25 protein-coding genes and 1 pseudogene are annotated in these 18,435 nt (G+C 64.0%); 21 read left to right on the top strand and 5 right to left on the bottom strand.

All coding sequences use genetic code 11. The features are described from left to right. The first annotated feature begins 262 nt into the window (after positions 1-262). From NP825_RS22065 to NP825_RS22020, 10 genes and pseudogenes are all read left to right on the top strand, one after another. A pseudogene (locus NP825_RS22065) lies at positions 263-1,241 on the top strand (hypothetical protein). Continuing rightward, entirely contained in the window at positions 1,238-1,591 is a 354-nt protein-coding gene (locus NP825_RS22060; RefSeq protein WP_257551808.1) for a DUF3768 domain-containing protein, read from the top strand. The pseudogene NP825_RS22065 and the gene NP825_RS22060 overlap by 4 nt, the downstream one beginning before the upstream one ends. Positions 1,592-1,675: 84 nt before the next feature. Then, the gene (locus NP825_RS22055) at positions 1,676-3,331 is read left to right on the top strand and encodes an ATP-binding protein (protein WP_257551807.1); all 1,656 of its coding nucleotides are present in this window, start codon (positions 1,676-1,678) and stop codon (positions 3,329-3,331) included. 225 nt (positions 3,332-3,556) lie between these two features. Further along, positions 3,557-4,021, top strand: coding sequence for a DUF736 domain-containing protein (locus tag NP825_RS22050; RefSeq protein WP_257551806.1), 465 nt, complete (start codon positions 3,557-3,559; stop codon positions 4,019-4,021). A gap of 184 nt (positions 4,022-4,205) precedes the next feature. Further along, positions 4,206-4,472, top strand: coding sequence for an antitoxin (locus NP825_RS22045; RefSeq protein WP_257551805.1), 267 nt, complete (start codon positions 4,206-4,208; stop codon positions 4,470-4,472). Further along, entirely contained in the window at positions 4,469-4,882 is a 414-nt protein-coding gene (locus NP825_RS22040) for a type II toxin-antitoxin system VapC family toxin (protein ID WP_257551804.1), read from the top strand. The genes NP825_RS22045 and NP825_RS22040 overlap by 4 nt, the downstream gene beginning before the upstream one ends. Before the next feature lie 207 nt (positions 4,883-5,089). Further along, positions 5,090-5,608 carry a hypothetical protein gene (locus NP825_RS22035; RefSeq protein WP_020818772.1) on the top strand — a complete coding sequence of 173 codons (519 nt, stop codon included), beginning with the start codon at positions 5,090-5,092 and terminating at the stop codon, positions 5,606-5,608. Continuing rightward, entirely contained in the window at positions 5,605-6,078 is a 474-nt protein-coding gene (locus tag NP825_RS22030) for a DUF6878 family protein (RefSeq protein WP_257551803.1), read from the top strand. Before NP825_RS22035 ends, NP825_RS22030 begins: the two co-directional genes overlap by 4 nt. Positions 6,079-6,082: 4 nt before the next feature. Then, positions 6,083-6,472 (top strand): hypothetical protein, encoded by a 390-nt coding sequence (locus NP825_RS22025; RefSeq protein WP_257551802.1) that lies wholly within the window; start codon positions 6,083-6,085, stop codon positions 6,470-6,472. 4 nt (positions 6,473-6,476) lie between these two features. Beyond that, complete coding sequence (locus NP825_RS22020) at positions 6,477-6,782, top strand: hypothetical protein (RefSeq protein WP_257551801.1); 306 nt, start codon at positions 6,477-6,479, stop codon at positions 6,780-6,782. 139 nt (positions 6,783-6,921) lie between these two features. Here the strand turns inward: NP825_RS22020 and NP825_RS22015 are convergent, their stop codons facing one another. Both NP825_RS22015 and NP825_RS22010 read right to left on the bottom strand, forming a co-directional pair. Continuing rightward, positions 6,922-7,794, bottom strand: a complete 873-nt coding sequence (locus tag NP825_RS22015) for a nucleotidyl transferase AbiEii/AbiGii toxin family protein (RefSeq protein WP_257551800.1) — start codon at positions 7,792-7,794, stop codon at positions 6,922-6,924. Further along, entirely contained in the window at positions 7,787-8,458 is a 672-nt protein-coding gene (locus NP825_RS22010) for a hypothetical protein (protein WP_257551799.1), read from the bottom strand. The genes NP825_RS22015 and NP825_RS22010 overlap by 8 nt, the downstream gene beginning before the upstream one ends. Positions 8,459-8,778: 320 nt before the next feature. On the opposite strand from NP825_RS22010, the gene NP825_RS22005 reads away from it, so the two are divergent. From NP825_RS22005 to NP825_RS21990, 4 genes are all read left to right on the top strand, one after another. Further along, on the top strand, positions 8,779-9,474 hold the full coding sequence (locus NP825_RS22005) for a hypothetical protein (protein ID WP_257551798.1): 696 nt from the start codon (positions 8,779-8,781) through the stop codon (positions 9,472-9,474). 11 nt (positions 9,475-9,485) lie between these two features. Further along, positions 9,486-9,770, top strand: a complete 285-nt coding sequence (locus NP825_RS22000; RefSeq protein WP_257551797.1) for a hypothetical protein — start codon at positions 9,486-9,488, stop codon at positions 9,768-9,770. A 391-nt stretch (positions 9,771-10,161) separates the two neighbouring features. Further along, positions 10,162-10,701 (top strand): DUF736 domain-containing protein, encoded by a 540-nt coding sequence (locus NP825_RS21995; RefSeq protein WP_257551796.1) that lies wholly within the window; start codon positions 10,162-10,164, stop codon positions 10,699-10,701. Positions 10,702-10,869: 168 nt separating this feature from the next. Beyond that, the gene (locus tag NP825_RS21990; RefSeq protein ID WP_257551795.1) at positions 10,870-11,184 is read left to right on the top strand and encodes a type II toxin-antitoxin system prevent-host-death family antitoxin; all 315 of its coding nucleotides are present in this window, start codon (positions 10,870-10,872) and stop codon (positions 11,182-11,184) included. A 367-nt stretch (positions 11,185-11,551) separates the two neighbouring features. Here the strand turns inward: NP825_RS21990 and NP825_RS23695 are convergent, their stop codons facing one another. Next, positions 11,552-11,635: a hypothetical protein gene (locus tag NP825_RS23695; RefSeq protein WP_374046585.1), complete on the bottom strand. Its 84-nt coding sequence runs from the start codon at positions 11,633-11,635 to the stop codon at positions 11,552-11,554. 535 nt (positions 11,636-12,170) lie between these two features. Between NP825_RS23695 and NP825_RS21985 the strand changes: the two genes are divergently transcribed. The 5 genes from NP825_RS21985 (at position 12,171) to NP825_RS21965 (ending at position 16,021) form a co-directional block, all read left to right on the top strand. Continuing rightward, positions 12,171-12,500, top strand: a complete 330-nt coding sequence (locus tag NP825_RS21985; protein ID WP_007015553.1) for a single-stranded DNA-binding protein — start codon at positions 12,171-12,173, stop codon at positions 12,498-12,500. A 53-nt stretch (positions 12,501-12,553) separates the two neighbouring features. Continuing rightward, positions 12,554-12,883, top strand: a complete 330-nt coding sequence (locus tag NP825_RS21980; RefSeq protein ID WP_257551794.1) for a hypothetical protein — start codon at positions 12,554-12,556, stop codon at positions 12,881-12,883. Between the two features lie 32 nt (positions 12,884-12,915). Further along, positions 12,916-13,518 (top strand): hypothetical protein, encoded by a 603-nt coding sequence (locus NP825_RS21975; RefSeq protein ID WP_257551793.1) that lies wholly within the window; start codon positions 12,916-12,918, stop codon positions 13,516-13,518. 670 nt (positions 13,519-14,188) lie between these two features. Then, positions 14,189-15,268, top strand: a complete 1,080-nt coding sequence (locus tag NP825_RS21970) for a DUF2493 domain-containing protein (protein ID WP_257551792.1) — start codon at positions 14,189-14,191, stop codon at positions 15,266-15,268. 186 nt (positions 15,269-15,454) lie between these two features. Beyond that, the gene (locus NP825_RS21965; RefSeq protein ID WP_257551791.1) at positions 15,455-16,021 is read left to right on the top strand and encodes a hypothetical protein; all 567 of its coding nucleotides are present in this window, start codon (positions 15,455-15,457) and stop codon (positions 16,019-16,021) included. Between the two features lie 2 nt (positions 16,022-16,023). On the opposite strand, the gene NP825_RS21960 is transcribed toward NP825_RS21965, so the two are convergent. Continuing rightward, entirely contained in the window at positions 16,024-16,287 is a 264-nt protein-coding gene (locus NP825_RS21960) for a hypothetical protein (protein ID WP_257551790.1), read from the bottom strand. A gap of 598 nt (positions 16,288-16,885) precedes the next feature. Here NP825_RS21960 and NP825_RS21955 point away from each other — a divergent pair. Beyond that, the gene (locus tag NP825_RS21955; RefSeq protein ID WP_236626951.1) at positions 16,886-17,377 is read left to right on the top strand and encodes a hypothetical protein; all 492 of its coding nucleotides are present in this window, start codon (positions 16,886-16,888) and stop codon (positions 17,375-17,377) included. A gap of 368 nt (positions 17,378-17,745) precedes the next feature. Continuing rightward, a complete protein-coding gene (locus NP825_RS21950) occupies positions 17,746-17,970 on the top strand; it encodes a hypothetical protein (protein ID WP_015460600.1) in 225 nt (74 codons plus the stop codon). Between the two features lie 117 nt (positions 17,971-18,087). Here the strand turns inward: NP825_RS21950 and NP825_RS21945 are convergent, their stop codons facing one another. Continuing rightward, a complete protein-coding gene (locus NP825_RS21945; protein ID WP_020818471.1) occupies positions 18,088-18,306 on the bottom strand; it encodes a hypothetical protein in 219 nt (72 codons plus the stop codon). Positions 18,307-18,435: the final 129 nt, after the last annotated feature.

The raw sequence follows: 18,435 nt of genomic DNA, 5'->3' as shown, positions 1-18,435 counted from the left end.
ATGGGGCGTGGGCGGCTTTCTACATCAGCGGCGATGCGACGGATTACGGGATTGGTTCGAGGCTGAGCGCACTTTTCCGCAAAACGCCGCCGATGACGCCTGTTGTGCGCCGGCGGTGCCAATAGCGAAATCAGGCTGCCGCGACTGATGGCGCGCAACAGTATCTCATGGACGTGGATCGATGCCGGAGCCGTCCAGGTGAGAGGGGAGTGGGAAGGAGTGATCGAGCCAAAGCTCTGCTCAAGCCCATTTGGATATCCCCATGCGCGATCTCACCTCAATCCCGGCCGAGGCCGGCCCCGGTCCCGCGCGCCTGCTCGATTATATTCGCGTCGATGCGCCGCAACCCGTCGTCCTGGCCTATGGCATCGGTGTCGACAGCACCGCGCTTCTTCTCGAACTTGAAAGCCGGGGCACGCTGCCCGACCTCGTGATCACCGGGGACCCCGGCGTCGAGAAGCCGGAAACCTACGCCTTATCAGAAGATGATCGCCGCCTGGATGGCGGCGCGAGGAATTCCCTATGTGACGGTGCGCTACACACCGCGCCGCTTCAAGCATTGGCCGCCCTATTTCGATCTGCTGTCCAACGTTCTGACGAACGCCACCTTGCCGAGCATTTCGCTGGGGCGCCATTCGTGTTCGCTCAAATGGAAGGTCGCCCCGCAGGACGCCTTTCTCAAGCAGTGGGAACCGGCCAAGGAGGCCTGGGCGCGCGGCCAGAAGGTCGTTCGCCTTATCGGCTACGACGCATCGCCGGCTGACACGCGGCGTTATACCCATGCCTCGACCATCACGAGCGATCTTTTCGAATGCCGCTACCCTCTGCGCGATTGGGGCTGGGATCGCGCGGCCTGCATTGCCCGGATCGAAGCCGCTCAGCTTCCCATCCCGCCAAAATCGAGCTGCTTCATCTGCGGGGCGATGAAGCCGGACGAAGTTCGCGCCCTTCCGCCCTGGTGTCTGCGCCTCATCGTGCTGGTCGAGGCGAGAGCGGCCCCGCGTCTCAGGACCGTCGAAGGCCTGTGGCGCCGCTCGACGCGCACGCGGCCCGGGCGCATGACCGATTTCATCCGCGCCGAAGAGTTGCTGCCGGCCGCCGACATCGACGCGATCATCCACGACGCGCCTGCCGACCTCATCCGGTTCCAGGATGTGGCGGCCCATGTCCCGCTCCCCGACCGTCCGGCCATGGCGGAGTGGCTCGAGCAGTTCAACGCCGGCCTGAAGGAGGCAGCATGACCATCTCCGTTACAGAACAGATCGCCCGTTTGAACGACCGTTGCCGCCAGGGTTTCGATCCGACCGCTCGCCTTGTCGTGACCCGCGCCTGCCTCGCTCGTCTCGCAGGCGAAGAAGACGCGGTTCGTGAAATCATTGCCCAGGCTGAACTCCTCGCCGCCGTCCGCCGGTATGACTTTGGCTCCGACGACGGCCCGGAACGAGACTTCGGCGCCTTTGATCTTCGGGGCGAACGCATCTTCTTCAAGATCGACTATTATGATCCCGCCCTCGAATTCGGATCGGAAGATCCAGCGGACGCATCGCTCACGCGGCGCGTGCTCACGATCATGCTCGCCGAGGATTATTGAGGGCTTCGATCGCGCCCTTCGGCGGTCCGGGAAAAGGGGAGGGGGACTGCAGGCGGAGAATTTCCACTTGTCGAGGAGCCCCAGATGTCCCTTCCCGCCACGATCAACAGCCAGGTCGATCCTGCCGCCGTCACCAGAGTCACCCGCCTCTTCAATAACACGCTTGGCGATATTCTCTCCGAGCTTATCCAGAACGCACGCCGGGCGGGTGCGAGCGCGGTCGACCTCAAGGTCATCGACGCCGATGGGACTGCGTTTCTCGCCATTGCCGACGATGGCGCCGGGATCGAGGATCCATCGGTCATTCTCGCCCTCGGTCGGTCGGGTTGGGGTGACGAGATCGCGCGGCGGGAGGATCCTGCCGGCATGGGCGTGTTCAGCCTTGCCGGTCGCGATGTCGAGGTTCGCTCCTGCCCGCGCTCGACTGGCGAGGGCTGGTCGATCCGCATCGCTTCAGGCGATTGGGAGTCCGGCGCGCCCATCGCCGTTGCGCCCTGCACCCACCCGTTCGGAACCGAGATCCGGGTGCCGATTGACGCGCACTGGTCCAAGTCACTCGAGACCATTGCACAAAGCGCCGCGCGTTATTGCCCGCTTCCGGTTCGGCTCGACGGCCAGGACCTGCTCCGCGAGGACTGGCTGAAGGGCGCAGAGACGATCATCCAGCAGGACGGCGTCCGCATCGGCATCTATCGCAACTATCTTCACCGGCATTTCAGTCCGAGCATCAACTTCCATGGCGTGACTGTCGCTTCGCTCCTTCCGACGGTCGCGGAAAAGGATCGCCACTGGGCGGCCAAGATCGACATCGTCGATGCTCCGGAATTGCAGCTCGTACTCCCGGCCCGCAAGGAGATGGTCGAGAATGGCGCGCTGCAGAGCCTGCGCGCGGCGATCCGCCTCGCCATCTACCGGCATATCCAGGCGCTCGGCAGTCATCGTCTGGCCTTCGCGGACTGGCGAGAGGCGGCCGATCTCGATGTTCAGCTTCCCGAGGCACGGGGTGAGCTTTTCTCATGGACGCCGGCGGTCGCCGACTACAACAGCGGGTCCGGGCACCAGCACCTGACCTCGACGGACGATCTCGTCCTGATCGATGATTTCGGGCCGCCGCTCGAGCAGTGCGCTGCATTCGCGCTCTCGAAGGACGGCCGCTATGAGGGACGGCTCGCCGAATCCGACGAGGCGATGGTGGGCTATGGCTGGTATGACCGGCTTCCCCGGATCACTGATCTCCGCTTCGAGATCGACAAGGGGGGCGAGACGCTTGTGCTCGGTGGGTCGGACCTTCCCGGTATCGACAGCGGCACGGTCGAGCGACTGGATCTCGTGCTGACGATTTCCGGCTCCGCCCCGGAAACGCTTCATGTACCGGCGCCTGTCGCCATCGAATATGACGAGGGCCTCTTCTGGAGCTTCGAGGAGGCCAATATTCTCCTGGCGGCACCCACGGCCGTCACGCCTGCCGAACTGGTCGATCTGCTCGACGCCGCCTGCTTTTGCGCCAGCGACGATCGCGAGGCTGATAGCTGGGACACGCAGCACGATCGTTTCCTGCTCGATGCGCAGGAAATGGCGACCCGTCTCCTTCTGGGCGATGAAGCGGCCCTGCTCGAGCGCCTGCGCGCCGTCCTCGCCTACCGGACCCAATGGTTCGTTCCGGAAGGCTCCCGGTTCGTCGCCGTTATCGGACGCGAGGCCATCGATCTACGGATTGAGCGGGTTCCGGCGAGCAGCTGATCTGCTGCCCGACGATTGGCGTCGGGGGGTGGGGTTGATCAGGCCGGGACCAGGCGGGGGCTGTTCGGATCGATCCATGGATCGACCGGATCGTCCCGAGGCCGCGGACGCGGGCCTCGGATATGGCGCTTGCGCGCTGGCTCGGCCGAACGGCCGAGGAGAGGAGGGGGAGGAAGGACGGTGTCCCGGACACAGTGTTCGAGACCATCATCCAGGAGACTTTCCATGAATATTGGTTCGATCAAGCAGAATGAAGGCGGTATTTTCGTCGGCAAGATCGAGACGCTGACGATTGCGATGACGATCGCGCTGCGCGAGGTGCACTCGGCCAATCCGAAGGCGCCGAAGTTCGAGGTGCTGGCGCTGTCGGCATCGCGGGCGTGGGTGCAGGTGGGTGCGTTGTTCGAGTTGTTCTCGAACGGCACGGGCGAGGCGTTTCTCAACGGGAAGATCGAGGATCCGAGCCTGGCGGCGCCGCTTTACATCTCGGCGTTCCGCCAGGAGGACGGCAGCTACAACCTGGTCTGGTCGCGTCCGACGCGGCGGCGCGACCTCGCCTCGGAGATGGCGCGCAAGGCCGATGACGCGCTGCCGCCGCTGCCCGGCGAAGGCGAGACCGCCGGCGCGCCGGCGCAGGGCGCCGAGGCCGGCCTCGGCCAGTCGTCGGCAGAGCACGCCTTCGCAAGCTGAGCACCGTCCAGTCGTTGCTTCAAGAGGCCCTCGCTTCCATCTCGGAGCGGGGGCCTTTTGCATTTCTCCATGACAGAGGGCCGCATCACGCTCGGCTCCGGCGCGGCAACACCCGGCATGGGCTACAATCTTGACATTTCCCCAGTACAATGCATATGGTCATGCATATGCAAAGGAGGTCGATATGGCCCGGAAAAAAGCAGTTTCCGTCCCTCCACGAGAAGCCAAACTGTTCCGGAACAACAAGAGTCAGGCTCTGCGCATCCCTGCCGATTTCGAGCTTCCGGGTGACCGCGTGATGATCCATCGCGATGGCGAACGCCTCATTATCGAACCGGTACGCCGCAAGAATCTTCTGGAAGTCCTCGCATCCCTGCAGCCGCTCGGGCCCGATGATCAGTTTCCCGATGTCGAGGGCACATTGCTCCCGATAAAGGCCATCGACCTGTGAGCGGGCTCTATATGCTCGACACCAATACCGTCTCCGAGCTTGCCCGCAATCCGCAAGGATCGGTTGCCGCACGCGTCGCCGAAGTGGGCCCGGATGCGATCTGTGTCAGCATCATCACCGCGGCGGAACTCCGCTACGGCTGCGCCAGAGCGGGTTCGCCGCGGCTGCTGGCGCAGATCGAGGCCATTCTGGATAGCCTCCAGATCCTTGCCCTCGATGTCCCCGCGGACACTGAATATGCCGGTATTCGCGCAGAGCTGGAAGCAGCCGGCAAGCCTATCGGGCCAAATGACTGGTTCATCGCTGCCCATGCCTATGCCCTGGAAGCGGTGCTGGTGACCGCGAATATCACAGACTTCTCGCGGATACGCGCACTCAAAGTCGAGAACTGGATCACCGACCTTCATTGACCGGATGCCGGGCAATCACCGCATGGCTTTCGTCTAGCGCATCGGTTTGCTCCAGTGGCGGGCCGCCGCCACACGCTTCGCGATCGACCCTAACCCTTGAGATGACCTTCGGCTCCATAGCGGATCGGGGATCCTTTGCCGTCCACTGGCCTCATGGCCGGAGAGAGGAGGGGGTGTGCCTTTGTGTTCACGCAACAGGAGAAGGCCATGTCCGACATCATCGACCTCGGCGGCGCGCCCGGACACGAGGATTGCGCGCAGCTCGGTCACACCCCCGACTTCGAGCGCCTTAACCGGCTTGAGGTCGCCGCCTATCGGGCCGCCGTCATCGCCCGCTTCGGCCCGCCCCCGGACGGGTGTGCCCTCGTCTTTATCACCAACCGGCACGACTTCGGCATCTATCGCACGCTCGGTCTCAAGGTCGATGCGGGCGCTTATCGTCGCGATCCCTCGGTCGCGGCCTATGTCGAGGCCGCCCAGGACGGTCTCGCCAGCTGGGTCGAAGCCGGTTTCGCGCCCCCGGTCCGCTACGACGACGGCCGTGCCCCCGCGGTCGACCGGGACCGTATCGACGACATCGTCATGGGTGCGCTGCTCGCGACGCGGCCCGACCCGCTGGGACGGTTCCCCATTCCCGACTTCGAGATCCTTCATCGCAATCTCGCCGCCGCCTACCCCCGCTGCGCCGAGGCCGCGAACCGCTCGCTTGAGGAGACACCAGTATGATACCGACGCAACTTACCTCCGACCAGGCCGCCATTCAGGCTCGTATCGAGGCCGAGATCGCAGAGCATGCCGCCGCCGTCCGCCGTGTCGAAGCGCGCTGCAAGAGCGCGTTCCTGCCTATCCTGCGGGATCATGGCATCACACGCGTCGACATCAGCTATGATGGTGGCGGTGATGAAGGCATGATGGACGATGTCACCGCCTATGGCGGCCAGTCTGTCCGGGAATTGCCTTCGGTGCTGTGCGACCATTACGCCGTCGACTATGGCGGAAACGTTCGGAGTTCCGCATTGCAACTGGAGGACGCCCTGTCGGCTTTTGCTGAAAATGCCGTCTGCGACCATCATGGCGGCTGGGAAAATGGCGAGGGCGCCTACGGAGAGATCGTCATCGATGTCGACTCGGGAGGCGTGACCATCACGCATAATGCCCGGTTCATCGACTACGACACCACCGAGACGGAGCTGTGATCTCATGTCTCACTGCTATTTTCATGCGCTCAGCTCGGCGCGCCGCTGGGGCGGCGTGCCGGGTGACTATATCGCCCTTCATCAATGGTTCGATGAATCCAAGAAGATCATCGCTGATCCGCGCCACCGGGCGCTCAGGCACCATGCCGAGGGGATTTTCCTGCTCGAGACGATTTTTGGCGTGACCGTTCGCAACAGCGACGGACGTCAGGTGCCGGTGCGTCTGATCGGGGAGGCGCACGTCACCGAAGATCTGGGGCGCATTCCGTCTTTCGCCGACTGGGCACGGCTCATCCAGCCGATGCCCTGGATGTTGCGCGGCAATCCCGCCGGTTCGCCGGGCCTCGATCCTGCTATTTCCGGTTCACCCGCGCCCAACGCTGCTGTAGTCTGATCTCATGGATCAGGGACCCTTCAGCAAGGCCGCCGCAGACAACGCCCTCAATCGTCTCATCGCAATTGCCCTATCCGACACCGGCCAATCACGCCGGGTCGCAAACTTCCTTCTGGCTTGGTGGAACGGCGAGGATTGCGGGCACTTCCCTATCGCCGATCTGTTCGGCGTCGACGCGACGATCGCGACCCACATCACGACGATCGTCGGTTTCCTCGGCCAGCATGAAGGCGCGATTTATCCAGATGCCTTCGGCCGCAAGGCCGAGATGATCGAACTGGTTGGCCGCTGGCGGGATTTCGGCGCCTAGAAGCTCTCCAACATGCAGGGCAACCCGCTCGTTATCGATCTCCTGCTGTAGCTCGGGCAGGAGATGACCCGAGTTGCCATCGCGCACGGTTCCATAGGCCTTAGGTCAGGCGTCGAGCGCTTGCCCTGGTGGGGGGCAATTATGCATTGGCATTCAGTCCGGGAGGCGGAACCAGCCGGTCCAGCTTCGCCATGAAGAAGCGCTCGCTCCACAGGTCGATCGATTTGAGTTCAGCCGGACGCAGGAAGCGGCGCACATCTTCGGCCGCCGCTTTCCAGTCGAGACCGGCGATCGTGCTGCCCAGCGCGTCCTTCAGCCAGGGCATATTGACGGCAATGCTCTCGTCACCGGCCCACGGTCCGGCTTGAATCAGCGCCGCGCGCAGGAGCGGCAGATTGGGGGCAGTTCCCTTTGCGACATACCAGGAGAAATCGTACCAGTCCCTGCCTTTGAGGAAGCCCCGGCAGAGCAGCGCATGGATCTTGAGCGCGAAGTTGGACGGCAGATCCTGATGCCGCACTTCATAGTCGGCCGGAAAATCGAGATAGGTCGCATCTTCGCCGGAGCCGGCGGGGGGATTGACGTCGATTTCCAACTTGATGCGGATCGTCCGGGGCTTGCCTGTCCCGGCAAAGATAAGGTCGAGCTGGCTGGCGATCGAATCATTCTTGAGGAGCGCCTGGCGGATCGCGCTGTCCATTTTCGCCTTGGGCCGCGCGTCGAGCTTCAGGCCGAACTGGCCGAACACGTCGACCAGAACCGTGAGATAAGGCGACCAATCGAAATCCGGATCGGGTGCGCGGAGGAGGAAATCGAGGTCTTCTGAAAAACGCGGCAGGCCATGAAGGATACGCAGCGAGGTGCCTCCCTGAAACAGGGCGACATCGAAGAAATCGCCGCGCCACAGGGCGTAAAGCGCGATCTCCTGGAGGATTTCCTTGACGGCATTTTCCTCTTCGAGGGCGTTGGCCGCATCGTAGCTGCGCAGCTTTTCCTGGATGATGTCAATCATGATTGGAAGCCTTTCGGGCCATGACGGCGTATTCGAGCGCGGCGAGAAAGGCGTTCACGGCCTTGTGCTTGTAGGTGGATCTGAGCTTGGCGAAATCCTTTCGTCGAAGCGAGACGAGCCTGTCCGGGTCGATCCGCATGCCATGGGTCAGCCATTCGATCCCGCTCCATTGTTCCTTGCGCAGGGCAACCAGGTCCATCAGCGCCCGCAAAGGCTGGGCGACGAAGGCGGTGAGTTTGCCCATCTGGACCCGATCAACGCCGATCAGGAACCGATAATCGGCAATGGCGAGAGGGTGGAAGCTGAACGCCCCGAAGTCCGGCGTGTCGAAGTGCAGCGTTTTGCGTCCCGGTGTCACGCTGGCGGTGGTGAAAACCGCTTCGGGAATCCAGCCATGCCAGGTCAGCGCGCTTTCGAGCGAGATATAGCTGCCTGGTACGAGACTCTGGGCAATGGCGAAGGGATGTACAGTTTGGCTGCGATAGTCTCGCCCCAGAAGATATGTGCCGCGCTTCACCCGAAGCAGGGAGCCATCCTTGAGGGCACGGTTTACGAGGCCGTAGCGCCGCGCATCCCCGCCGCCCAGCAACCGCCCAAGCTGGCGTTCGCTCAAGATATGGTCGGCCAGCCCTGCTGCCGTGATCTGCTGTGCCAAGGATGACATGAATTTCCTCATACTTCCAAATTGTGAAAGTTTCCAGAAATTATTGGATGAGCGGCCAGAATGAGCAAAACCTTCCCCGGCGCGCCGCAGGCCTTGTCTCCCGACGTGCTGGTGTCGGCGATACGCTTAGACTCGCTGACGGTGCCCACGCCTTCTGTAAGCCACTGACCGAGACCGAGGCTCTCCTCCGCGCGCCTCGCCGCATCTGCGCTTCGCGCACGCAAAGAGGAGCAGGGAAGGGGGAAGGGGGAAGGGGCAGGACATGTCTCCAAGGCCGGAGACCTGGCCGTCCCGAACCTATTTTTTCGTGAGGAGCGAACATGGCCAACCATTTCGTCAAAGCGAGCTTTGTTCTCACCGTTACCGAGGCCGAGGCCGAAGTCCTGCGCAAGATCGAAGATGCTACAGGAATTCTCGATGATTCTGGTTTCGAGCAGGATGAACTTGCCGCAGCTTATGCCGCGCTCGGCGAATCCTTCACGTCGTGCTTCCCGTCGATCGAGGCCGATCCCTTCGGTGGATTTCGCGCGATCTTCAGCGATCCCGATTATCCACGCCTCGGCTTTTCGCTGCAGGTCGATCCGTCCGACGGGTCAGGCCGTTGCAAGGCCTGGTTCTACGGCGACCAGGTCGATGTCGAAACCGCCGCGCTGCTGATCCAGGCCGCCGCGAGGTCGGCTCTGCCGTTTGGCTTCGAATATGCGCTCGATTGCGATCGCCTGCGTCCTGGTGAGTTCGGCGGCGGCTATGTCGTCATCCGCGAAGACGGGCTCGAGTTCGCAGGTTCGTCCCGGCTCCTCGATCGCGCTATCGCGCGCGGTCACCACGAAGGTGTCGACGGATACGTCCTTGTCACGCGCGACGCCGAGGCCGGCCTGCTCTTCTGGAACAGCCATTCGGGCTTCGGCTCGCTTGCTGGCGCCACGGTGTTTTCCGAGGCCGAGGCCGCGAACTTCGATCCGCCCATTGCCGACGACCAGCCCGAATGGCTGGCGCTCCCGGCCCCACTCAACTGAAGGAGCCGCACATGCGCTACATCATCGCTCTTTATGAGATCGACCGCGCCTATGGTGGAGCAGAAGAGGGTGGCTGGTGGTACGACACCGGCGAGTTGGCCCGCCTTCTCGCGCTGGCGCCGACCGAAGCACGGGCCATCCAGTTGGCTGATCGCGCCAACCGCCTGCTCGAACGGCTACAGCGTCATCGTCGCCGCGTCGATTCCGTCCTTTATGATGGCGGCCGTTATACTGCCATCGTCTTCGAATGGACGGCGCCCCCGGCCTTTCCCGAGGCCCGGCCGCACTACGCCTGAACGCGACTGTCCGCCGTTGACGGGCCACCATCCCAGGTTGCGGCCCTGCGGAATAGCTGTGCACGGAAGAAGCCCAGTCGAATTCCGGCATCCTGGAGCCAACTCGCCAAAGCCAGCGGCCTGACGCGCGAGCGTTTCGCGATGGCCGATCATCTCCTGCGTCTGATCTGCTGCCCGACGATTGGCGTCGGGAGGTGGGGTTGATCAGGCCGGGACCAGGCGGGGGCTGTTCGGATCGATCCATGGATCGACCGGATCGTCCCGAGGCCGCGGACGCGGGCCTCGGATATGGCGCTTGCGCGCTGGCTCGGCCGAACGGCCGAGGAGAGGAGGGGGAGGAAGGACGGTGTCCCGGACACAGTGTTCGAGACCATCATCCAGGAGACTTTCCATGAATATTGGTTCGATCAAGCAGAATGAAGGCGGTATTTTCGTCGGCAAGATCGAGACGCTGACGATTGCGATGACGATCGCGCTGCGCGAGGTGCACTCGGCCAATCCGAAGGCGCCGAAGTTCGAGGTGCTGGCGCTGTCGGCATCGCGGGCGTGGGTGCAGGTGGGTGCGTTGTTCGAGTTGTTCTCGAACGGCACGGGCGAGGCGTTTCTCAACGGGAAGATCGAGGATCCGAGCCTGGCGGCGCCGCTTTACATCTCGGCGTTCCGCCAGGAGGACGGCAGCTACAACCTGGTCTGGTCGCGTCCGACGCGGCGGCGCGACCTCGCCTCGGAGATGGCGCGCAAGGCCGATGACGCGCTGCCGCCGCTGCCCGGCGAAGGCGAGACTGCCGGCGCGCCGGCGCAGGGCGCCGAGGCCGGCCTCGGCCAGTCGTCGGCAGAGCACGCCTTCGGTGGCGAACAGCCTGAAGGCGGCCGGCGTCAGCGTCGTCAGCGTGCGGCCGAACAGGTGGAGGAGCCCGAAGCCGTCAGCTGAAATCCCCCCGTCGTGCCCGGTCCCGCGCCTCCAGGCCGGGCACGATCCCCGCAGGGTCCGCTTCGTTTCACGCGAAGCGGACCCTGTTCTTGTTTGGCGGCGGTATTTCTCGAACCTACTAAAATTGCCATATTTGGCATATGCCAACTATTCCGCCTGGAGCGTGCCATGAATGCGGAAACCTTGGGGTCGACAACGCAGAAGAAAGTTCCGCGGACGGCCTTCCACAATCATACCGGTCAATATCCGGATATCAGCCGGCGAGAACCGATCACCGCCACAAAACATGGGCGTCCGGACATCACTATTGTCGAGGCCGCCTATTTCGAACGGCTCGCCGCTGGACAGATTCTTGCGGTGCTCGATCTCAACGCCGCCGATGCCGATCAAATGCCCGACGCGCATCGGGATCTTTTCGAGGCCGCGAAGCCCTCCGCCGAAGAAATCGGACAGGACGTTTGGAACGATGACGCCGCTCCTTAAGGTCGGCGACATCCTCCACTATGTCTATCTCTTCACCCGTGACCAGTAGGCCGGTCGGGACGAGGGCATCAAGACACATCCAGTCGTTGTGATCGTGTGCAGGGTCAGCGCGCTTTCACGGCCGCGATCGCCACGAAGAGCGACAAGGCGGGCCAGACGCTGGCCATTCCCGACGCCGTTGCCGATCGCGCCGGACTCGCGGCGGCACGTCAGCGGTCATCGACCAGTATAATCATTTCACCTGGCTCGGCTTTGATATCCGTCCCGTTACAGCCGAACCTTCCTATGTCGCCGGACGGATGCCGCCTGGATTCCTGGGTGGCATCCTCTCGGCTATCATCGGCAAAGCCAAGGCCGTCGATCGCGACTAAGGCCTGGCGCGCAAGTCAGGGGCCGGGCCCGGTTCCCATCCGGCGGCCGCGACAGTCCCCACCGCAGCACCGGTGATCACCTGCCGCCGTGACGGCCGTGATCAGCGGCGCCCTTCCTGCCGAAGCGCGCGATCCGGCGCGCTCGCCCGGGACGGACCCGCCGGCCAATCTCGTCGTCTCCGGGATGTGGCCCGGCCTCCGGCTGCAGGCCGCCCGCGGGATCGTCGAAGCGATCGGCGCGCACCGCGCCCACTGGCGGCCGCCTCGATCGGAGCCCGCGGCCGGGCAACGCAGGACGCCCATCGCCGGGCCATCGGCCGCGCTGGTTGAGGGCAAGCGGCCTGGATCGAGCCTTCCACAGTCGGTGCGTCCCCGTCTCCTGTCCGCCATCCGGCCACCCGCTTGTCGGGATGAACGCTACGCCCGTGCGGGACCGCCGCAACCCCCGATTTTGCGGCCGTGTTGAGGCCTGGCGGCCTCTGCCCGCACCACCCGAAAAATCGCAGGTTCCCCGTCGCTGACGCTCCGGTGCGGCGCCCCCTCGTTCACGGGCTTTCGCGACTGTTCATCCCAGCGGGGTCGGCCCGCTGGCGAGAACGCGAAAGGCACACGACCATGAACAAGGTTTTTCTCTCAGGCCGCATCACCTCCGACATCAGCCGCTTCGGCACCGACAGCAAGGGCGGCGTCAGCTTCAGCCTCGTCACCTCCAAGCCGGTGATCAAGGACGGCCAGGTACAGAAGGACGACAACGGCTACACCGAGACCTACGACGAGTTTCACACGGTGAAGGCCTTCAACGGCCTCGGCAAGTCGGTCGCCAACCACAAGAAGAAAGGCGACAAGCTGATGGTCGTCGGCGAGATCCGCTACAGCCGCAACGAGCGCGATGGGCGCACCTACTACAACACCGACATCGTCGCCGAGGAAATCGAGTTCCTCTGATCCCTGACGGGCGGCCGTCAGCGACCGCCCTCCTCATTTCCACGGAGAGCACAATGTTCCATCTCGCCACCTTCGATGAGATCGCCGGCATTGCCCACGGCATCGAGACCACGAACCCCGCCATGGTCGACCGCATCCGGCGTGCGGCAGACCGCCTCAACCGCTACGAGATCGCCGCACGCCTCGCCCAGGCGATTGCCGAAGCCGCCGACGCGGCCCACGTCCGCGCGTTCGAAGAAGCCCAGTTCGGCGAAGCCAGTGCCGATGCGATCGTCGATAGCGAATATTACGACGACCTCGCCGCGGCCTGGTCGCTGGTCGCCGGCGAGCACCAGCTGATCAGCCCCGATGCCATCTTCGCGCATGACGGGTCAGTTCACTGACCCGTCCTTCCGCTCAAGCAAGGATTCCGCTCATGGCCACACAGCCCGCCCCCAGACACGCCGTAGAGCATTGCTACGGCGTCCTTCTCCATCACCGCCTCGCCTGGTGGCTCGTCGAGTTTCCCGAACTCGACGCGGCGCCGGTTCGCGCGCGCAAGCTCTCGGGCCGGCTCACGCCGGCCCTTGCCGACTGGCTCCGCTCGGAGACCGGCGATGCCAGTCTTCCCGCAGAGGTCACGGCCCTGCACCCGGACAGCCGTTGCTGGTCGGGGGAATTCTCCTGTGTGCGCGCCGCCGGCAGCGACGATCTGTATGATATCGACGCGCATCCCTGGAGCAGCGATGCCGGCGAACTCGAGCTTCGGTTGGCGCGCACGATGATCGATGCGACGATCCGGCCGCTTCCGTCCGGCTTCACCTCGGTCTTCTTCGATCTTCCTTCGGAGAATCAGCCGGTGCTTGCCATTCGCCTCAGCGGCTATAGCTGCGCGACCTTCGAGCTGATGACCGCTCGATACATGCCGACCTATCGGCCGCGCTCGCCGTGGCGCGACATTTCGAACGACGCCGTCTCCGACAGTGGCAGCGACATCCTTGGGTGGCGTGAGGCTGCGGACTGGATCGGCCCCGTCTGATCGCTGCCGACGTCGAATGCCCGGGACGGGCGCCAGTCATGTCCCGGGCGCCGGCGTGACCACCCCTCGCACGGCGGAAGCCGCGATGCCGAAGGCCCTGCCGGCACGAGCGGATTGGCTCGCAGGATATTGCCCATATGTCTGATCTCGGGGCGCTACGCTCCCGGTTGCGGCATGGCGCAGCATGGGGATGGGGCGGCGGCACGGATGGTTGGCGCATCCCGTCCTTCGCCAAGGCAGAAGGACGGGACCGGGGCTCTATTCGCTAAGCCGCCGCCCGCGCATGCGCGCGGTCCCCGGCTAACCTCACGGAGCCGAGGCCTGCGCCTCGTCTCCGCCCGTCCGGGTCACGATCCCGCTTGCGGTTGTCCTCGCCGGTGAGGTTTTACACCCCTATTCCTCTCTTGTGTCTGCCTAGTGTGGCATGCGGGGTTGGCGGTCCGTCGAGCATGAGCGGTCCCCCCAATTTTGACGGCGCCGCCGCGCCGCTGACGCGTCCCGGCAACCCCGACAAAATCGGTTCCCCCACTCCCCGTTGGCGCGGCGTTAACCGGGGTCCGGCCCTGCGGCCGGCTTCCCGGTTAACGTGCCTGACCTCCCTGACCACCGCATGCCCTGAGCCAGGTCTCATCCGAGGGGATGAGACAGCAAAAACGCCATGGAGGCTCACATGACCAAGTCTTTCACGAACTTCGCCGACCTCGCCAGCTTCATCGCCGGCGAAACCGGCCATCACGGCCGGAGTTCAATCTACGAGGGTGCTTTCATCGAGCACGACGAACGCGCCAAGCTGTCGCCCGTCGACGAGACCGAGCAACGCGAGATGCCCGATCCCGAGCAAGCCCGCGCAGCGGTGGAAATGGTGATGGCGACGCTGTTCGACGTGTTTCGCGACACGCGGCTCGAGCCTTTCGCGAGCGATCTCGCCTGGGGCTTCGTCAACAGCTTCCATGTCGTCGCCAAGCGCATCAACGACCGCGAGGACGACGCAGCCAAGGAGCTTGGAGATCTCGCCCGCAGCTTCGATCCGAGCGAGATTTACGCCTCGCAGCTCGAAGAGGCGCAGCTGCTGTGTCAGTCGCTGCAGGGATGCCGCGATGCGATGGAATGCATGCGCGACCATGCCGCCGAAGTCTATCGCGTCGAGACTGGCCGCCCCTACTCGCCGACCCGCGGCAGCCGGGTTTCCCGAGGGGTCACCGCCTCGATGATCGATGCCCGCGACTATCTCGCTTCCCGAATTCGCGAGCGCCGCGAGCAGTTCGCGCCCGAAGGTCCCGTCGTCGCCTTCTCCGGCGGTCAGGTCTGGGACGACCACGAGATGCTCTGGCGCGGTCTCGACTCGATCAAGGCCCGCGTGCCGGAAATGATCCTCGCGACCACCGCGCAGACCAAAGGCTGCGACGCGATCGCCCAGGCCTGGGCGGCAGCGCGCGGCGTGAAGGTCATCCTGTTCCGGCTGGATCGCCGCCTCGGCGCCAAGGCCGCCTTCGTCCGCAACGATCGCCTGCTGGCACTCAAGCCGGTCGAAGCAGTCATCTGCGAAGGGTCGGGCATCCAGATGAACCTCGCGCAGAAGCTGCGGCAGGCCGGCGTCCCGCTTCACGTCGTGAAGCTCGATCAGAGTTCGAAGACGCGGCAAGTCCAGTCCAAGGCGAATGCTTCCAAGTCCCGCGACGAATACGATTCCTGGACGCAGGACGATTACTACGCCGCGATGGTGAATGGCGGTGGCCAGCGTCGTCGGTGACGCGCCTTGGAGAGGCCCCGGCGGACGCCGGGGCCTCTCTTCCCTTCTCTTGGCTCCACGCGCCGCACGGGGGCATCGAACCCCCGCGCGGCGCCGACAAGCACATGCCCGTCCATGCCACCGAACCCTGGGGCTCCAAAGGGAAGGGGGATGAAAGAGAGGTGGTTTGCCCAAGGAGACAAAGTCATGTCCATCCTCTTTCGCATCGCCGTTCCTGCCGACGATACCCTCGCACCGCTTGCCGTCATCACTGCCCGCCAACTCGCCTCGCTGCGCCGCGTTCTTCGTGCTGAAGGCGACCGGATCGGCATCGCGCTCATCGAACCCGACGACATCATCGGCGACAGTTTCGAGGTCTGGGTCTGCCCGCTCGCGCTGGCGGCCGTGACGGCCATCTTCGACCATGATCCGGCGGTGATTAGCGTGGTCGAGGAAGCGCAGTTTCGTGGCCGCCGGGTCTGCGTCCACCACAACTCCAGCGCGGTCGAAATAACCATGAGGGTCGCGCTTACATCCGATAGCGGGCTTGAACTCGATCTTGCCTATGGCAACGCCTATGCGCTTCTCGAAGCCTTGGGCATGGACCCCGAGAGCGTAGGAGAAATCGCCCTTTCACGGCTCAGGGAGCGCATTGCCGACCCGGCTACATCACGGCGCGCGATGCGGTTTGGCGTCGAACAGTATCTGCCCCGGCTGAAGCGCCTGGCAGAAAGCGCCGATGGAACGGACGATGCCCGCCTCGCCTGGGCCTGATCTTAATGAATTTCCCGCGACAGATCATTGCGAGGGGCGCCCAGCAACCGGTCGATCGCCATTTGCAAATGCGGGGTGCAATCGGTGTCCCGGATCGAATCGAGCACGCCCAGAGCCTCGCGCATCAAGACCAGCGCATAAGCGCGCTGCATCCTCGCATCGCCACCATCGCCTTGCCCAATTTCGCCGCGCAGCATTCGGATCGATAGCATGACCTGCTCCACGAAATGTCGATCCGATGCCTCCAAATCTTCCGGCTTGATCATCCGACTTCCCCTTGCCTCCGCCGCGGCGGAAACGAGAGAGCCATTCCCGCCCAACGCTCCCGCGCGAAGGCGCGGGAGCCGGGGCTTAAGAACACGTCGAGACATGCGCCTACGCTTTTAGAGCCGAGGCTCCTGGACATATGCGCAGGCACCCCGGCGTGAAATCACACCGAGTGCCGTTCTCGACAGGGTTCTTAAGCCCCGGCGCTGCCGTTTTCGCAGCACACCGAAGCGCCTAGCACAGCGCCGAGGACCAACCAAGCGGCACCCTGTTCGCAGGCGTAGCGCCGGTGGATTTACTGCGACGTTACCCGTTCGACTTGCCGGGCAAGAGGCAAGCATGCGCACTCTCACATCTCGGCATCAGACGGGGCTTCATCGCCAAAGCATGACGCTGGGTGTTCCTCGGCCGTCAAGGATCAGCGGCCCCCCCAATTTTGCCGCCGCTCCGCTCCGCTACCCGGCAACAAAATCGGTTCCCCCGCTGCCCGCTACGCGGCGACCATGCCGTCCCTGACCGCCTCAACACCGCGTCCCGCTGAGCCCATCCTCATCGATGAGAGATGGGGAGCACGGCATCATCCTGATGGAGGCTCTTATGGACAATCTTTCCGACAATCTCCGGGCGCTGTTCAACGCTCCGATCTGCCCGTACTGCGCGACGCTCTACGATCCTGAGCAATATGACGAGGTCGATGAATGCGCCCGCTGTTCGAACTGCTGCAGGGCATACCTGGTCGCGGCCGAACACCGCCCACCACAGCCGGACATTCCGCAAGATGACCCGCTGTCCGCAGCCACCCAATCAGATAGTCTGGCGCAGTTTCGGGAGGAGGCGGATCGAGTCTCGAAAGCGATGATGCGCCAGACCGCCGGCGGCAGCTATGAGATGTATGAGCGCTGGTTCACGGAAGCGCTGGAGCCGACCGTCGACAAGCTCGATCCGGCGCTCCGGACACAGGCAATCGTGATCGCCACCGAGCTTGGCTATATCGACGATCCCGAGGTCATGGCGGCCGGCTTCGGTCCAGGCCTATGCTCGATCAGCGGTATCGATGAGCACTATTGCCATTGCGGCCGGCATCCCTGACGGCATTGGGGACCGGGCCTCGCGCTCGGTCCCTTTTCTTTCTGCCGCAGGCTTCGCGTCCCGGCTCGCTCGCGTGCCGCGCGGACCCGTCGGTCCGCACGCAGCTACGCCTTGCCGGGGTCTCCCGACGAGAGGAAACATCTCTCACAGACTTCCCATTATGTCGGACGCCCGAGCCCGCCTCAAGGACGGCGGGGCCCCACCATTTTCTTCGGCGGATCGAGCGCGGCGCTTGTCCTTCGGCGTCGGCGGCCGCCGAAGAAAATCGTGACCCCCACCGCCGCTCACGCGGTCGCTTCGCGATCCTTGACCCGGCCTCGGCCGCCCGACGCGCCGCTCCTGTCATTCAAGACCGACAGGAGCCTATCATGCAGATCATCTCGACCAGCGCCGCCGCCGACAACGCCGCCTTCTTCGCCGCCATCGCGAATGCCGAACGCCGCGCGCTTCACAGCTACTTCGACCAGCATGTCGTGGCGGACGAGGAGGCCGGCTACATCACCATTGACGAGGGCGATTACGGCGCGCTGCCGATGATGATCATAGACCGGATCGTCCACAGCGTGCCGGGCGGACGGCTTGACGAATTCTGAGACAGACGGGGAGGGGCGGCAACGCCTCTCCCCTTTTTTGCTGTGGGGTCAGAACGGACATGGAGGGCATCGAGCCCTCCATGTCCGTGCCGCGAGCATGCTCGCGGCGGGGGCTGTTCACGCGGTCAGGCGCTTTTCCACTTCGTCTATCCCGAGGCTCCGAATTCGGCCGAGCAGGTTCCCCAACCGTTTTGTCTCGAGCTTGAGAAGACCGGTCTTCTCGATGGCCTGAATGGCCGCCTCGCGTTCCTTCTCTTCCAGTCTTTGCCGCCGCTCTTCGAGCTTGCGGACATCCTTTTCGATCGCGGCTCTTTCCTGTTCCAATGTACGTGCCATGAAGGGCCTCTTGGTTCACGCTGATCGGGCTATGAACCGCGACACTATAGCCTCTCGCGACCGGCCTCGAAAGCGGAACGTCGCCGATGTTTTTCGGTGCATTTTTCCTCGTGCAAACAAATTCCATCA

Origin of the sequence: Sphingopyxis sp. DBS4, from assembly GCF_024628865.1 — a bacterium.
GTDB lineage: Bacteria > Pseudomonadota > Alphaproteobacteria > Sphingomonadales > Sphingomonadaceae > Sphingopyxis.
This window is presented reverse-complemented; position numbering and strand designations above follow the sequence as displayed.

Bases quoted from the DNA above. Each gene is read 5' to 3' on its own strand.
- NP825_RS21995 (WP_257551796.1), top strand. From the start codon at position 10,162: ATGAATATTGGTTCGATCAAGCAGAATGAAGGCGGTATTTTCGTCGGC.
- NP825_RS21980 (WP_257551794.1), top strand. From the start codon at position 12,554: ATGTTCCATCTCGCCACCTTCGATGAGATCGCCGGCATTGCCCACGGC.
- NP825_RS22030 (WP_257551803.1), top strand. From the start codon at position 5,605: ATGATACCGACGCAACTTACCTCCGACCAGGCCGCCATTCAGGCTCGT.
- NP825_RS22010 (WP_257551799.1), bottom strand. From the start codon at position 8,458: ATGTCATCCTTGGCACAGCAGATCACGGCAGCAGGGCTGGCCGACCAT.
- NP825_RS21960 (WP_257551790.1), bottom strand. From the start codon at position 16,287: ATGATCAAGCCGGAAGATTTGGAGGCATCGGATCGACATTTCGTGGAG.
- NP825_RS22050 (WP_257551806.1), top strand. From the start codon at position 3,557: ATGAATATTGGTTCGATCAAGCAGAATGAAGGCGGTATTTTCGTCGGC.
- NP825_RS21950 (WP_015460600.1), top strand. From the start codon at position 17,746: ATGCAGATCATCTCGACCAGCGCCGCCGCCGACAACGCCGCCTTCTTC.
- NP825_RS22015 (WP_257551800.1), bottom strand. From the start codon at position 7,794: ATGATTGACATCATCCAGGAAAAGCTGCGCAGCTACGATGCGGCCAAC.
- NP825_RS22055 (WP_257551807.1), top strand. From the start codon at position 1,676: ATGTCCCTTCCCGCCACGATCAACAGCCAGGTCGATCCTGCCGCCGTC.
- NP825_RS21990 (WP_257551795.1), top strand. From the start codon at position 10,870: ATGAATGCGGAAACCTTGGGGTCGACAACGCAGAAGAAAGTTCCGCGG.
- NP825_RS22060 (WP_257551808.1), top strand. From the start codon at position 1,238: ATGACCATCTCCGTTACAGAACAGATCGCCCGTTTGAACGACCGTTGC.
- NP825_RS22000 (WP_257551797.1), top strand. From the start codon at position 9,486: ATGCGCTACATCATCGCTCTTTATGAGATCGACCGCGCCTATGGTGGA.
- NP825_RS22045 (WP_257551805.1), top strand. From the start codon at position 4,206: ATGGCCCGGAAAAAAGCAGTTTCCGTCCCTCCACGAGAAGCCAAACTG.
- NP825_RS21955 (WP_236626951.1), top strand. From the start codon at position 16,886: ATGGACAATCTTTCCGACAATCTCCGGGCGCTGTTCAACGCTCCGATC.
- NP825_RS21945 (WP_020818471.1), bottom strand. From the start codon at position 18,306: ATGGCACGTACATTGGAACAGGAAAGAGCCGCGATCGAAAAGGATGTC.
- NP825_RS22035 (WP_020818772.1), top strand. From the start codon at position 5,090: ATGTCCGACATCATCGACCTCGGCGGCGCGCCCGGACACGAGGATTGC.
- NP825_RS22020 (WP_257551801.1), top strand. From the start codon at position 6,477: ATGGATCAGGGACCCTTCAGCAAGGCCGCCGCAGACAACGCCCTCAAT.
- NP825_RS21965 (WP_257551791.1), top strand. From the start codon at position 15,455: ATGTCCATCCTCTTTCGCATCGCCGTTCCTGCCGACGATACCCTCGCA.
- NP825_RS21985 (WP_007015553.1), top strand. From the start codon at position 12,171: ATGAACAAGGTTTTTCTCTCAGGCCGCATCACCTCCGACATCAGCCGC.
- NP825_RS21970 (WP_257551792.1), top strand. From the start codon at position 14,189: ATGACCAAGTCTTTCACGAACTTCGCCGACCTCGCCAGCTTCATCGCC.
- NP825_RS22025 (WP_257551802.1), top strand. From the start codon at position 6,083: ATGTCTCACTGCTATTTTCATGCGCTCAGCTCGGCGCGCCGCTGGGGC.
- NP825_RS22005 (WP_257551798.1), top strand. From the start codon at position 8,779: ATGGCCAACCATTTCGTCAAAGCGAGCTTTGTTCTCACCGTTACCGAG.
- NP825_RS21975 (WP_257551793.1), top strand. From the start codon at position 12,916: ATGGCCACACAGCCCGCCCCCAGACACGCCGTAGAGCATTGCTACGGC.